The sequence below is a fragment of the Temperatibacter marinus genome (genome assembly GCF_031598375.1).
GTDB classification, from domain to species: domain Bacteria; phylum Pseudomonadota; class Alphaproteobacteria; order Sphingomonadales; family Kordiimonadaceae; genus Temperatibacter; species Temperatibacter marinus.
This window is the reverse complement of sequence record NZ_CP123872.1, coordinates 1,910,314-1,922,768: the sequence shown is the minus strand read 5'-3', so window position 1 is coordinate 1,922,768 and position 12,455 is coordinate 1,910,314. Positions and strand designations below refer to the sequence as shown.

Sequence of the window (12,455 nt, the reverse complement as noted above, 5' to 3'; positions counted from 1 at the left end):
GCTAGACGACATTCACAAGGCGCACTTCGCCCAGTGATTGGAAATTGGTTTAGTCTGTCAGAGAAAAAGGTTCAAGAGTTTATCTGGAAAAATGCATATTTTTTTGGGTTTTTTCTGTTTTTTGACCTTAAATAGCCTATAGAAAGCGAAAGAAACGATTGAAGAAACCTTATTAGACTGATTTTTGGAGCCATGGTCGAATGTTGCATATTGCACTCTATGAACCCGACATCCCACAGAACACAGGTACACTGATGCGTCTCGGCGCCTGCATGAATGTTGGTATACACGTAATAGAACCTTGTGGTTTTCCTTTTTCTATCAAGGCATTGCGCAGATCAGCCATGGATTACGCTGATCATGTTGACCTGTATCACCATGATGACTTTGCAGATTTTTGTAACTGGGTGGATGAAAACCATAAAAGGCTTGTTCTACTGACGACGAAAGGGGCCAGCCCTCTGCCTGACTTCTCTTTTACTCAAGATGATATTCTTTTACTAGGCCGCGAGTCGGCCGGTGTTCCGGACACTGTTCATTCTAGAGCGAGCGAGCGCTTATATGTCCCAATGGCCCCAGGCATGAGGTCTCTCAATGTTGCCCTAGCTGGTGCGATGGTAATCGGTGAAGCCTTACGCCAAACTAAGGGGTATTCAGTATAAATTTTATAGTAGATTCAATGTTTTCCATTGCATTTACCCTATAAAACTGTTTTAGTGAATCAGGGTCGTACGCACCGAGAATAGATAAATGAGCGCAGGCACAAGTTATAAAATTTATATCGACATTAACTGTCCTTTTTGCTTTGCACTAAATGAGCGCTTAGACAACCTTGCATCCACAATTGATGAGATAGAATGGCGTTATATTGAACATATTCCGGAGACAGATTCTATTCGCGTAGATCCTCTTGATATGGTGCGCTTAAAAGAAGAACTCATAAGGTTAGAACCGCGCGCTCCAGATATTCGCATCAACAATCCAGGCTTTAGACCTAACACCTCTGTAATCCAGTGCATTTTAGCTGAAATCGGCAGAACTGATGTTTCAGCAGCAAAACGATTACGCGACATTGCCTATAAAGCCTTATGGCAAGGCGGTGCAGATATATCAGACATCAGTATCATTAAAGAAATGATGAAGCGTGCCGACTGTGAACTGCCTGAAATATCTTCAGAAACTCTAACCTTAATGACTGAATGGAAGGAAGAATGGCTTTCCGATAGAATTGAAGCACGGCTGCCAAGCATTGATCAAACAGGACGTCCGCCTCTCTTAGGATTACCTTCAACACAAGACCTTGTATTTTTCATGCTCCGGCTTGATGCAGAAGAAGAGAAGGCCAAACGCAGGGAGTTTTCTTGCACCGGAAGCGATTCATAAATCCTTCTACTAATTCTTGATAGGCCTTGCATTGGATTCTGTTATAGGCTAGGCCCTGAGCCATTCAACAACAATGAAGCAGAAGAAAACTATGTCTGATCTTGAAAGCTATAAAGTCCGAACCAAAGAGTGGTTTGAAGAGCTAAGAAATCAAATTTGCGCCAGTTTTGAAGCGATCGAAAAAGAGGCCGCTGGTCCTCTTTCTGATCGCCCTGCCGGTCGGTTTGACCGAACACCATGGGACAGAGAAGATCAAGCGGATGGCAGCCACGGTGGGGGCGGTGTAATGTCCATCATGCGGGGTGGACGTGTTTTTGAGAAAGTTGGTGTCAATGTTTCTACAGTGCACGGCACTTTCACACCAGAATTTGCTAAAAACATTCCAGGTGCTGACCAAGATCCTCGTTTTTTTGCCACTGGCATCTCTTTGGTCGCCCACATGAACAACCCTAAAGTCCCTGCGGTACATATGAACACGCGCTTTATAGCGACTACAAAACATTGGTTTGGGGGCGGCGCTGATCTAAACGCAGCGTTACCTGTGAAAAAAGACACATCGGATTTCCATAAGGCCTTTAAGGCCGCATGCGATGCCCACAACCCAGACTATTATCCTAAGTTTAAGAAATGGTGTGACGACTATTTTTATATAAAGCATCGCAAAAGAGCCCGCGGAGAAGGCGGAATCTTTTATGATCAACATAATACAGGGACTTGGGAAGATGATTTTGCCTTCACTCAAGACATTGGGAAAACCTTTAACAGCATATATCCTGAGCTTGTCCGCCGGCATATGAATGAAGAATGGACAACTGAGGAAAGGGAAGAGCTGTTAAAATATAGAGGCTATTATGCTGAATTTAATTTAGTGTACGATAGAGGAACGACTTTTGGCCTGAAGACAAATGGCAATGTTGAGGCGATTTTGATGTCACTGCCACCTGAGGCGAAATGGCCATAAATTAGCGAAACCACTTTTTGATCATATTCTTCAGCTAGCGTCACAATTTTTGGGAGATGACCTATGATAAAATTAAGTCTTTATGTCACATTAGTATTCACATTGTTGATGCCTCACACTTTCTCTGCAAGCGCCCAAGAGAGTGGCAGGACAAAGTCTGAGAAGAAGCGCACAAAAATCATGCATATGCATGATGATGTGCTTGTCCGTCTTTATAGAGAAAAACGTGATGCTAAAACCTATGTTGAAGATGCCTATGGATATGCAGTTTTCTCTAATCTTGGGGTCAACTTGCTTCTGATCAGCGCGGGCGGCGGAAAAGGAGTGGCCATCGACAATGAAACTGGTCAAAAAACCTTCATGAAAATGGGAACTGCTGGTGTTGGATTAGGCGTCGGCGTGAAAGACTTCAGAGCTGTATTCGCCTTCCATACCCGAGAAGCTTTTGATGCTTTTGTGAACAAAGGATGGGATTTTTCTGGCCAAGCAGATGCTTCTGCTCGCTCTGGAGATAAAGGTGGTGAAATTTCAGGAGCAATAGATATTGGCAACAGCGTGACTGTCTATCACATGACTGAAGCGGGCCTTTCTCTACAAGCCACGCTCCAAGGGACCAAATATTGGAAAGACAAAAAACTTAATCAATAGATCACTTACTATCATCACGGTAAAATAGCTATTGCCCCCTCCTGAAAATAGATTAATCTCTCTTATCAACACAATTGTATCGTTCAGGGAGAGAATTTATGCCAATCGCCTCATCATTACAAAAGGGCCTTAAAGTACCCGTCATCGCAGCCCCGATGTTTATTGTTTCCGGGCTTGAGCTTGTCACGGCGACATGCAAAGCCGGTGTCATTGGTACTTTTCCGACGTTAAACGCACGCAGCATCGAAGACCTCGATACATGGATGGCCACAATCAAAGCAGACCTAGCCGATTATGATGCGGCTAATCCAGAATCTCCCTCTGCTGTCTGGGGCGTTAATCTTATCGTTCATAAATCCAATACACGGTTACAAGAAGACATTGAACTAGTGCTCAAGCACCAACCTCCTCTGGTTATAACGTCTGTCGGACATCCGGGAGATATTGTAGAGAAGGTACATGCTTACGGGGGGCAAGTTTATCACGATGTAATCCATATGTATCATGCCGGCAAAGCAGCATCAGCCGGTGTTGACGGGATCATTGCTGTCTGTTCTGGCGCTGGCGGTCATGCCGGCAAGCTCAACCCTTTTGCCTTTATCCCAGAGCTCCGAGCAACCTACCCAGAATTATCCATCATCCTATCAGGCACCCTTTCAAACGGTGCCCACATAAAGGCTGCAGAAATACTGGGGGCCGACTTTGCTTATATGGGCACCCGCTTCATCGCTACAAAAGAAGCCAATGCGGACGAAGACTATCATCGTCAAATCCATGAAAATGGCAGCAGCGATATTATCTACACCAACAAAGTCTCAGGAATTTGGGGAAATTTCATTAAAGAAAGCTTAGAGATGGCCGGCTTAGACCCTGAAACTGGTGATCCTCTAAAAGACAGTCCGAATTTTGCTCCAAGTCAGGAAAATTCTCGCGGCGGGGGCACTAAAAAAGCATGGAAATCGATTTACAGCGCGGGGCAAGGCATTGCTCTTATTGAAGATAGCCCTACAGTCAAAGATCTTATTGAGCAGATGGCCGCCGAATATAATGCTTAAAATCCAGAGTGTGGTTTAAAACTAGAAAGCCTCCCCAGTACAGGGAGGCTTTTTCTTTCTTAAAAATACCATTTCAAACCAAATGAGACTGTCCCGCTCGCGTCTGGAATATTCAGCGAACTGTCATCATACATTAAGGTTAATTCAAAATCTTTATGGAAGGCTGAAAGACCGACACGCCAATCCCATCCATTCTGATACCCATCAATCATATCATATCCCAAATGCGTCACCACAGTTAATTCCGGCATTTTAGGGACAGGCAGTTCTAAATCGATTGAGCCATATATTGCATTGTTATCCTGAGCAAACCAACGACCGTCAAAAGCATATTCCAGTCCCCCTTTTACATAGAAAATACCAAAGTCACGACTGATGGATGCTTTTATCTCTGGATAAAAGCGACTTTCATCAGGCCCCCCGTGATAAGACTTAAGAGACGTGGCGAGACTATAGGAATAGACATCACCGTCCCAGCTGTAGCCAAGAGTACTGTCAACAATCACATCATCGCCGCTTCTATCCCCCATGCTGGCTAAAAAGATATCTCCGTAAAGACCGCTTTTATGGGTTAATCTTAAATTACCGATTGCCGCCGGATCTTTGCTCGTTAAACTCACACCATTTTCACGGTAATCAGTAACCAGTCCAAGTAATCCATCTACAGTGATGTCTTGAGCTGTTGCAGGCATGGCTACAGTGCCAATCAACAAGCTCACTCCCAGTGTTACATTTTTTATTTTCATTTCCTCGTGTCCTTTTTTTATTTTGTTTTATCTAGCCCGATAACAAGGCCAGGATCTAGTCTTACATTCCCCCAATTCAGTCGCCAATCCACGTGCGGTCCACTTGATCGACCAGTAGAACCAATGGACCCTATAGCTTTTCCTTTTTCTATAAACTGCCCTTCCTTAACATCCACAGAATGCAAATGAAAGAGAGTGCTAGTAACACCAAAACCATGATCAATGATAATAATGCCCCCTTCTAGGAGAAAATCAGAAGCTGCTAACCGAACCACACCGCTTGCAGGTGCTGTCACAGGTGTACCCGTTTTATTTGCAATATCCAAACCATAGTGAGGGCTTCTTGGCTTACCATTAAGAATGCGCTGTGATCCATAAAAACCAGAAAACCGACCTTCTGCGGGCTTTTTAAACCCCCAAAACCAGAACAGTTCATCAGTCTTAAAACTGCGCCCTTTTCTAACACGTCCGTTTTCAATCTTGCGGCGAGCAAGCCATGATTTTGGTGGGGATACTGTTTTAGGCGGTAGGCCATCGACCCTTTCTATATCAAACTCTCTTGGACTAATCATCAACTCATGTTTAGAGCTCATTCCATCCGGATAGGATACTTTTATAAAAGCTACAGCTTTATAATCGCGCCCAAATCCGAGAACAAAATGGCCCTTATCTCCGACTTTAATGGGGTTTCCATCAAAAAGAATTTTGCTGCCAGGCGTTACCTGCCCTTTTATGAGGCCTCCTTGCTTGAGGTCTCCATCAAAACGAAATTGATGCCCTTCAACGCTCAGTAGGGGCATTGACGTCAGAAGAATCAAAAATGTACAAATCAGTCTCATAGGTTCACTCAATCAATAAAATTAGGCTAAAGTAGGACAAGGCTAAAGCAAACTGCCTTGACGCTCGTCTTTGGCTTGCTTTTGCGTCTTTTTTGCTTTTGGTTTGACAGGGGGGGGCTTTTTCTGGGTTGGCATTACTGCATGACTTTCCGCATCAGAAACAACGACATCTGTTGATCCATCCTTAAATGTTAAAGATAAAAGCTCGTCAGCTTTCAGATCTTGTACACTGGTAATAAGATGCCCCTCAGCACTAGAGACCATTGCGAACCCTCGCTGCAGAACACTTTTATGAGATAAACTTTCGAGCATGCGAGATATCGCTGTTAATCGATCATTTCGCTTCTCAATTGATCTTGCATAGGCTGGTGATAGTCGCTGATCAATTTGTGTAAACTGTCCCTTTGCATACTCACCAGATTGCTTTAACCTGCCATGACTGAGACCGCCCAGAATGCGGTTCAATATGCTAGATTTTTCTTGGGTCACAGCCCTTAATCCTCGAGGCAAACGATCCCCCAAGTCATCCAAACGTTGACCGGGCAGTCCTAGAAAATCCCGAGGGGCAGGCATGCCACGGGCTATGCCTAATAATCGGTCCATACGATCAGAGATTAATCGCCCTTTTTGCGCATCAAGACGGCGACCTAAATCTGCGATTGTTGCTTCAAGTTCGGCTTTGACGGGCACAGCTTTCTCTGCAGCTCCTGTCGGCGTTGGAGCGCGTAGATCAGCCGCATAGTCCGATAAAGTTGTATCCGTTTCGTGCCCTACAGCAGAAATGATCGGTATGTCACTCGCAGAAATGGCCCGAACAACTTGCTCTTCATTAAAAGACCATAGATCTTCGATTGATCCCCCGCCTCGGGCAATGATCAATAAATCCGGGCGCTTTACAAGACCACTCTGATCTAAGGGCAATGCATTAAAGCCCTGGATCGCTGTTGCAACCTGATCAGCTGCCCCTTCTCCTTGAACAAGAACAGGCCATATAATGACATGCCGAGGAAATCGATCATTCAAGCGGTGAATGATATCCCTGATGACAGCTCCTGTTGGACTGGTCACAACGCCAATGGTTTGAGGTAAATAGGGTATAGGCTTTTTCCGCTCACTCGCAAACAACCCTTCCGCGGCAAGTTTTTTCTTTCGCTCTTCTAAAAGTGCCATAAGAGCACCTTCACCAGCTGGCTCCATTTTCTCAATAACCATCTGATATTTTGATCGCGCCGGATACGTAGTCAACTTCCCTGATGCTATGACCTCTAAGCCATCTTCTGGACGAAAAGAGAGTTTACTTGCGACACCGCGCCAGCACACGCCGTCAATGACAGCTTGATCATCTTTTAATGCCATATAGACATGACCAGATGCAGCCCTTTTCACACCTGACAACTCGGCCCTAAGACGCACATAGCCAAACCGATCCTCTACGGTAGATTTTAGCGCACGTGCCAATTCTGAGACAGTCAGCTCTGGGACATTTGATCTCTTTGAATGATTTTCTGACGGATCCACTCGATATTACCCTATTTTTTATTTTCTTTATGATCTTTATGCTCTACAAAGGGGCAAATTTCAAGATAAGCTTATGGGCATAAGGAAAGACTTTTATGAATATTCTAGTGATAGGTTCTGGCGGTCGCGAACACTCTCTATGTTGGAAAATTGCACAGAGTCCCCTTGTTGAGACTGTCTATGCTGCTCCAGGAAATGGCGGCATGGGAGAGTGCGCAACACTTGTTACCCTAAACACTAGTGATCATGAAGCTGTGATTAAATTTTGTGTAGACAAGGGAATTGATCTTGTCGTTGTCGGTCCTGAACAGCCTCTTGTTGAAGGCTTAGTCGACAGTCTAACTTCTGCCTCCATTCCAGCATTTGGGCCGACAGCCGCTGCAGCTCAGCTCGAAGGATCTAAAGGGTTCACTAAAGATATTTGCGCAGAGTATAAGATCCCAACGGCCGCCTATGGACGGTTTGATAACATCGAAGATGCACGGGCATATGTCGTTGCACAAGGGGCACCCATCGTTATAAAAGCTGACGGCCTAGCGGCTGGCAAAGGGGTGATCCTCGCTGATTCATTAGACGAAGCTCTGACGGCTCTCGATGATATTTTTGGCGGGGCTTTCGGAGAAGCTGGTGCTGAGGTCGTTGTTGAAGAAATGCTCATAGGGGAAGAAGCAAGCTTCTTTGTTCTCTGCGACGGACAGTCAGTATTGCCGATGATCTCTGCCCAAGACCACAAAGCTGTTGGAGAAGGTGATACGGGACCAAACACAGGCGGAATGGGTGCATACTCCCCCGCTGCCATCATGGATGCTGCTATGGAAAAGCGCGTTCTTGATGAGATTATAACCCCGACCGTTACTGCGATGCGCGACAAAGGCCATCCTTATAAAGGCGTTTTCTTCGCTGGGTTGATGATCACAGCCAAAGGCCCACAACTCATTGAATATAATTGCCGGTTCGGCGATCCAGAGTGTCAGGTTTTAATGACCCGCATGACAAGTGATATCGTCCCTGCCCTTTTGGCGACTGCTAATGGTACCTTATCAGATCACTCGTTCACATGGTCTGATCATGCGGTTATGAATGTAGTCATGTGTGCAAAAGGCTATCCAGGCCCTTATGAAAAAGGCACAGAAATTAAAGGCATTGAGACAGCAGAGGCCGCAACTGGTGCAAAAGTATTTCATGCTGGTACCCGACGACAAGAAGGACAGATAATCGCAACTGGCGGCCGTGTTCTTAATATTGTCTCTCAGGCTAAAACGGTGACTGATGCTCAAAAGCAAGCCTATGAAACTGTCTCTAAAATTGATTGGCCTAATGGATTTACAAGAAATGACATTGGCTGGAGAGCCATTGAGCGAGAAAGCAAGAATTAAGGGAGACAGTTGACGCAGGTTAATTTTGAACTCTAATTAAGGGTTTATATACTTTTAAGCGTTAAAGTTTCCAAAATTTACGGACTTGCTATGGCTTTTGCATCAATCTATGGACTAAAAATTTTCTACCAAGACGAGGGACCGAAAGATCACTCAGACAGGCCGACGCTGCTCTTCATTCATGGCTGGTGTGCCACACATAAGTCCTTCGAAGAACAAGTGAAAGCGTTTAAAAAATCGCACCGATGTCTTGTCGTTGACTTGCCAGGTTTTGGCAAAAGCTCAAAGCCTAAAATTGACTTCACCATGACCATATACGGCGAAGTTTTAAACGGATTTTGCGAAAAACTTAAGCTTAAAAAACCCATCCTTATTGGCCACAGTCTAGGGGCCTTAGTTGCTTTAGAAATGAATTGGCAAGATCAGTCAATTTCTCAGCAACTCATTTTGATTGATTCAGCGCCTATCATAATGATGAAGCAAATTCGCCAAAATATGCGATTAACCTTAGACAACATTCGAGAACGAGGCATTGAATTTCAAATGAAGCAGCTTTGTGATCATTTTTTTCTGATGCCAGATACTGACCCCCATTATAAGGCAGAATTACTGGCTCAATCCAAGCATGCCGACAAACATGCAGCCGAAGCCATTTGGGCTCATATGATTGATTATGATGGAAAGCGCGCTTTTAAATCTGCAAAGGCGCCCATCAGTTATATTTCTGGTACCCGGCAACAAAATAATCGAAAACAGTTAGAACGCTATCAGCCAACAATGAACTGGGCACAGGTAATGCGCGGCAGCCATATTTGTCATCTGACAGAAGCAGGGCAAGTGAATGCCATGATAGCTTCCCTGATATAGAGTGGCGCCATAGCAAGGGTGAATAAAAAAAGGAGCCTCTAGGGCTCCTTTTTTACTCTATTGATTTTCTTGCCTCTTGAGAAAGCTTGGGATTTCCAGCTGATCTCTTGGATCTTTTTTCTTCACTGTTCGATCTTCCGCATCAACCCCGCCCAGAGATTGAGCGTCACCGCCTGGCACTCGCGAAGGTGTTTGAACAGTTGGTTCTTGCGCTTCTTCCCGAAATTCGTTCGCCGGTTGTGAAGACCTAAGGCCTGCAGTCATCATTTTAAACAAACTCTGTTTTGCAGGCTCTGGCTCAGCCTCCACTGTGCCTTCTATTGGTGTGTCTTGAGGAGGCGCTTGCTCTACTCCCTGTTCTTCCTCTGGCATTTCAGTGGTTGTGTTTTCATAGGCTGCTTCCTGAAAAACATTGGCTCTTTGGCCATGGTCAGGTTGCAATACTGCTTTAGGATGTTTGGGCTGCTCTGCAATAAACGCCCCGTCAACTGCGGCTTCGACAGCCTTGGCCTCAAGTTCATCTTGGGCAGATTTTTGCTCTTCCTCTAACCGTTTTTCAACTGCGGTCTCTGGGGAAGGCGCGGAAGGCGCTTCAGCTTCTGATCCCTCAATATCTTCAGCAGCAGGCATATCCTGAACCGCTTCTTTAAGATCTGCTGCCCCTTGAATAACCGCTACCTCATCTTCTTCGCGCACAGGAACAGGCGCAGGCCTGACGCCGCTGCCATCTATGCCTGTCGCAACGACCGATACCCTAAGGCGACCTTCCATATCCATGTTAAAGGCCGAACCGAAGACAATTAACGCATCTGGGTCAACTTGCTCTCTGACCATATTAACTGCCTCATCGACCTCATATAAAGTCATGTCCATGCCGCCAGTCACATTGATAATTACACCGCGTGCTCCGCGTAGATTTGCTTCTTCGAGAAGCTGATTAGAGATCGCATTAGAGGCAGCAACCATAGCACGGTCTTCCCCTTCTGCTTCTCCTGTGCCCATCATGGCTTTACCCATTTCATTCATTACAGTGCGCACATCTGCAAAATCAAGGTTGATCAGGCCATCCATTACCATCAAATCAGTGATGCTCCGAACCCCTGAATGAAGAACATCATCCGCCATTCTAAATGCGTCTGCAAAAGTCGTTTTCGCATCAGCGACATGAAAAAGATTTTGGTTGGGTATCACAATTAATGTATCAACATTTTCTGCCAGCTCTTTCATGCCAGCTTCAGCAACTTTCATCCGTCGGCCGCCCTCGAACTGGAATGGCTTCGTACAAACACCGACTGTTAGGATCCCTTTCTCACGGGCCCGACGTGCGATAACAGGTGCAGCACCAGTTCCTGTGCCCCCGCCCATACCTGCAGTCACAAAAGCCATGTGACATCCCTCAAGCATACTATCTATTGTCTCGATTGTTTCTTCTGCTGCAGCAGCCCCCACCTTGGGCATCGCACCGGCACCAAGGCCTTGAGTAATTTCTACGCCTAACTGAATTCTATTTTCAGATTTGCTGGCAGCTAAGGACTGTGCATCTGTATTTGCCACTATAAAATCCACACCCTGCAAATCAGCAGCAATCATATTATTGACCGCATTGCACCCTGCACCCCCAACACCTATTACTGCAATTTTAGGGGTTAACTCAGTTAACTCTGTATTTTCAAAATCAAACGCCATTGCCCAGCTCCTCTGTCATTTTCAAGGTGATACTTCTTATGCCCAAAACACCCTGAGATTTCATTTACCTGATGCCCTTTACCCAAAGTATAGGGCTGAAAGTATTACCAATTACCTTTCATCCAGGATCCTATTTTACCAAACATCCCATCTCTAGCAGGTTTACGTAAGCGTTTTTTGCGCCCACTATCTGCTGTAACATCAACAGGTTTCAGTTCATTATATACTAAAAGTCCTGCACAGCATGCAAAAATCGGACTTTGAGCAGATATTGGTAGCCCTGCCATTAAGGCTGGAGATGCTATTCGTACATTCTTCCCTAAAATTGACCCTGCCAAATCCTCAAGTCTTTCTGCTTTCGACGCGCCGCCTGTTATTATGACCCGCTTAGCGTGGGATTCCGTAAAGCCTGTTCCATCAAGGTGCTTTTTGACTTCTCTGAGAAGAAACTCATAATGATTCTGCATGAGATACGTTAAATGGCTCCGCGACATGCGTCGCGCATCACTGTCATCCGACTTACCCCCAATAATAGGGACATCTATCTCAACACGATCATCAATTGCGGCTCTAATGACACCGCCCTCAGAGTTTTTGAGACGCTCAGCTTTATCTCTTGGCGTCAATAATTCTCGAGCTATCGTCTCTGTAAGACTATTGCAGCCAATGGGCAAAACCTTCACATCGACAATTGTCCCCTGCATGAATATTGAAACGGTGGTTGTCCCTCCCCCAATATCAATACAGGCAGCGCCCATTTCAATTTCGTCCTCATACAATGTTGAGAGCCCTGAAACATACGGCCCCGCGATCATCCCATCAATGCCGATATTGGCTTTCCGTACGCATAATTCCATATTCCTTAATGGCGCTGCGAGCACGGTGATTAAGTGCATGTTAACACTCAATTTTTTACCATACATACCAATGGGCGCCTTAGGGGCAAAATTGCCATCGATCATATAAAAAGCAGGAAAAGCATGAATAATTTCACGATCTTCATCGATGGTTGCCTTTTGACGTGCCAAAGTCATGACACTTTCAATATCATCCTCAGTGACAACCTGACCATCCACATCAACTTCAACCGTTAAGACTTCGCTTGCTGGATCACCGCAATGCAGCGCAAGCGTGTAAAGATCCAATCGCTCTCCGGCCATTTTTTCTGCTTTTTCAACAGCTTGCCTGATAGATTGCTCTACAGAATCCATATCTGTTATCTGGCCTGCGATGACCCCCTTAGAGGCTGTATTACCAACGCCTATAACTTTATAACTGCCGTCCATTTGCCGTCGCGCTACAAGACAGGCAACCTTGGATGAGCCTACATCCAATACACCCATTAAACCGTCCTGTGCTGCTTTTCTTGCCATAAT

At 45.4% G+C, this 12,455-nt stretch carries 12 protein-coding genes; 7 read left to right on the top strand and 5 right to left on the bottom strand.

What is annotated here, in order from left to right; genetic code table 11:
- Window positions 1-200: 200 nt before the first annotated feature.
- The 5 genes from QGN29_RS08555 (at window position 201) to QGN29_RS08535 (ending at window position 4,047) form a co-directional block, all read left to right on the top strand.
- On the top strand, window positions 201-662 hold the full coding sequence (locus tag QGN29_RS08555) for a tRNA (cytidine(34)-2'-O)-methyltransferase (protein ID WP_310797437.1): 462 nt from the start codon (window positions 201-203) through the stop codon (window positions 660-662).
- Window positions 663-750: 88 nt separating this feature from the next.
- Window positions 751-1,383, top strand: a complete 633-nt coding sequence (locus tag QGN29_RS08550; RefSeq protein ID WP_310797436.1) for a DsbA family protein — start codon at window positions 751-753, stop codon at window positions 1,381-1,383.
- Between the two features lie 73 nt (window positions 1,384-1,456).
- The gene (gene hemF, locus QGN29_RS08545; RefSeq protein WP_375164597.1) at window positions 1,457-2,344 is read left to right on the top strand and encodes an oxygen-dependent coproporphyrinogen oxidase; all 888 of its coding nucleotides are present in this window, start codon (window positions 1,457-1,459) and stop codon (window positions 2,342-2,344) included.
- A gap of 63 nt (window positions 2,345-2,407) precedes the next feature.
- On the top strand, window positions 2,408-2,992 hold the full coding sequence (locus QGN29_RS08540; RefSeq protein WP_310797434.1) for a lipid-binding SYLF domain-containing protein: 585 nt from the start codon (window positions 2,408-2,410) through the stop codon (window positions 2,990-2,992).
- 98 nt (window positions 2,993-3,090) lie between these two features.
- Complete coding sequence (locus QGN29_RS08535) at window positions 3,091-4,047, top strand: NAD(P)H-dependent flavin oxidoreductase (protein WP_310797433.1); 957 nt, start codon at window positions 3,091-3,093, stop codon at window positions 4,045-4,047.
- Window positions 4,048-4,106: 59 nt separating this feature from the next.
- Here QGN29_RS08535 and QGN29_RS08530 read toward each other — a convergent pair whose 3' ends face one another.
- Genes QGN29_RS08530 through xseA form a run of 3 tightly spaced genes read right to left on the bottom strand, consistent with a single transcriptional unit; the run spans window position 4,107 to window position 7,150 of the window.
- A complete protein-coding gene (locus tag QGN29_RS08530) occupies window positions 4,107-4,793 on the bottom strand; it encodes a TorF family putative porin (protein ID WP_310797432.1) in 687 nt (228 codons plus the stop codon).
- A gap of 17 nt (window positions 4,794-4,810) precedes the next feature.
- Window positions 4,811-5,632 carry a M23 family metallopeptidase gene (locus QGN29_RS08525; RefSeq protein WP_310797431.1) on the bottom strand — a complete coding sequence of 274 codons (822 nt, stop codon included), beginning with the start codon at window positions 5,630-5,632 and terminating at the stop codon, window positions 4,811-4,813.
- A gap of 42 nt (window positions 5,633-5,674) precedes the next feature.
- Window positions 5,675-7,150, bottom strand: a complete 1,476-nt coding sequence (xseA, locus tag QGN29_RS08520; RefSeq protein WP_310797430.1) for an exodeoxyribonuclease VII large subunit — start codon at window positions 7,148-7,150, stop codon at window positions 5,675-5,677.
- A gap of 95 nt (window positions 7,151-7,245) precedes the next feature.
- Between xseA and purD the strand changes: the two genes are divergently transcribed.
- Window positions 7,246-8,526 (top strand): phosphoribosylamine--glycine ligase, encoded by a 1,281-nt coding sequence (gene purD / locus QGN29_RS08515; RefSeq protein WP_310797429.1) that lies wholly within the window; start codon window positions 7,246-7,248, stop codon window positions 8,524-8,526.
- A gap of 90 nt (window positions 8,527-8,616) precedes the next feature.
- Complete coding sequence (locus tag QGN29_RS08510; protein ID WP_310797428.1) at window positions 8,617-9,393, top strand: alpha/beta fold hydrolase; 777 nt, start codon at window positions 8,617-8,619, stop codon at window positions 9,391-9,393.
- Between the two features lie 57 nt (window positions 9,394-9,450).
- Here QGN29_RS08510 and ftsZ read toward each other — a convergent pair whose 3' ends face one another.
- Complete coding sequence (ftsZ, locus tag QGN29_RS08505) at window positions 9,451-11,079, bottom strand: cell division protein FtsZ (protein WP_310797427.1); 1,629 nt, start codon at window positions 11,077-11,079, stop codon at window positions 9,451-9,453.
- Between the two features lie 104 nt (window positions 11,080-11,183).
- Window positions 11,184-12,452 carry a cell division protein FtsA gene (gene ftsA / locus QGN29_RS08500; protein ID WP_310797426.1) on the bottom strand — a complete coding sequence of 423 codons (1,269 nt, stop codon included), beginning with the start codon at window positions 12,450-12,452 and terminating at the stop codon, window positions 11,184-11,186.
- Window positions 12,453-12,455: the final 3 nt, after the last annotated feature.

What these genes read in the sequence shown, in the direction of transcription:
- QGN29_RS08555 (WP_310797437.1), top strand. Translation starts at nt 201, where the DNA reads ATGTTGCATATTGCACTCTATGAACCCGACATCCCACAGAACACAGGT.
- QGN29_RS08550 (WP_310797436.1), top strand. Translation starts at nt 751, where the DNA reads ATGAGCGCAGGCACAAGTTATAAAATTTATATCGACATTAACTGTCCT.
- hemF (WP_375164597.1), top strand. Translation starts at nt 1,457, where the DNA reads ATGAAGCAGAAGAAAACTATGTCTGATCTTGAAAGCTATAAAGTCCGA.
- QGN29_RS08540 (WP_310797434.1), top strand. Translation starts at nt 2,408, where the DNA reads ATGATAAAATTAAGTCTTTATGTCACATTAGTATTCACATTGTTGATG.
- QGN29_RS08535 (WP_310797433.1), top strand. Translation starts at nt 3,091, where the DNA reads ATGCCAATCGCCTCATCATTACAAAAGGGCCTTAAAGTACCCGTCATC.
- QGN29_RS08530 (WP_310797432.1), bottom strand. Translation starts at nt 4,793, where the DNA reads ATGAAAATAAAAAATGTAACACTGGGAGTGAGCTTGTTGATTGGCACT.
- QGN29_RS08525 (WP_310797431.1), bottom strand. Translation starts at nt 5,632, where the DNA reads ATGAGACTGATTTGTACATTTTTGATTCTTCTGACGTCAATGCCCCTA.
- purD (WP_310797429.1), top strand. Translation starts at nt 7,246, where the DNA reads ATGAATATTCTAGTGATAGGTTCTGGCGGTCGCGAACACTCTCTATGT.
- QGN29_RS08510 (WP_310797428.1), top strand. Translation starts at nt 8,617, where the DNA reads ATGGCTTTTGCATCAATCTATGGACTAAAAATTTTCTACCAAGACGAG.
- ftsZ (WP_310797427.1), bottom strand. Translation starts at nt 11,079, where the DNA reads ATGGCGTTTGATTTTGAAAATACAGAGTTAACTGAGTTAACCCCTAAA.
- ftsA (WP_310797426.1), bottom strand. Translation starts at nt 12,452, where the DNA reads ATGGCAAGAAAAGCAGCACAGGACGGTTTAATGGGTGTATTGGATGTA.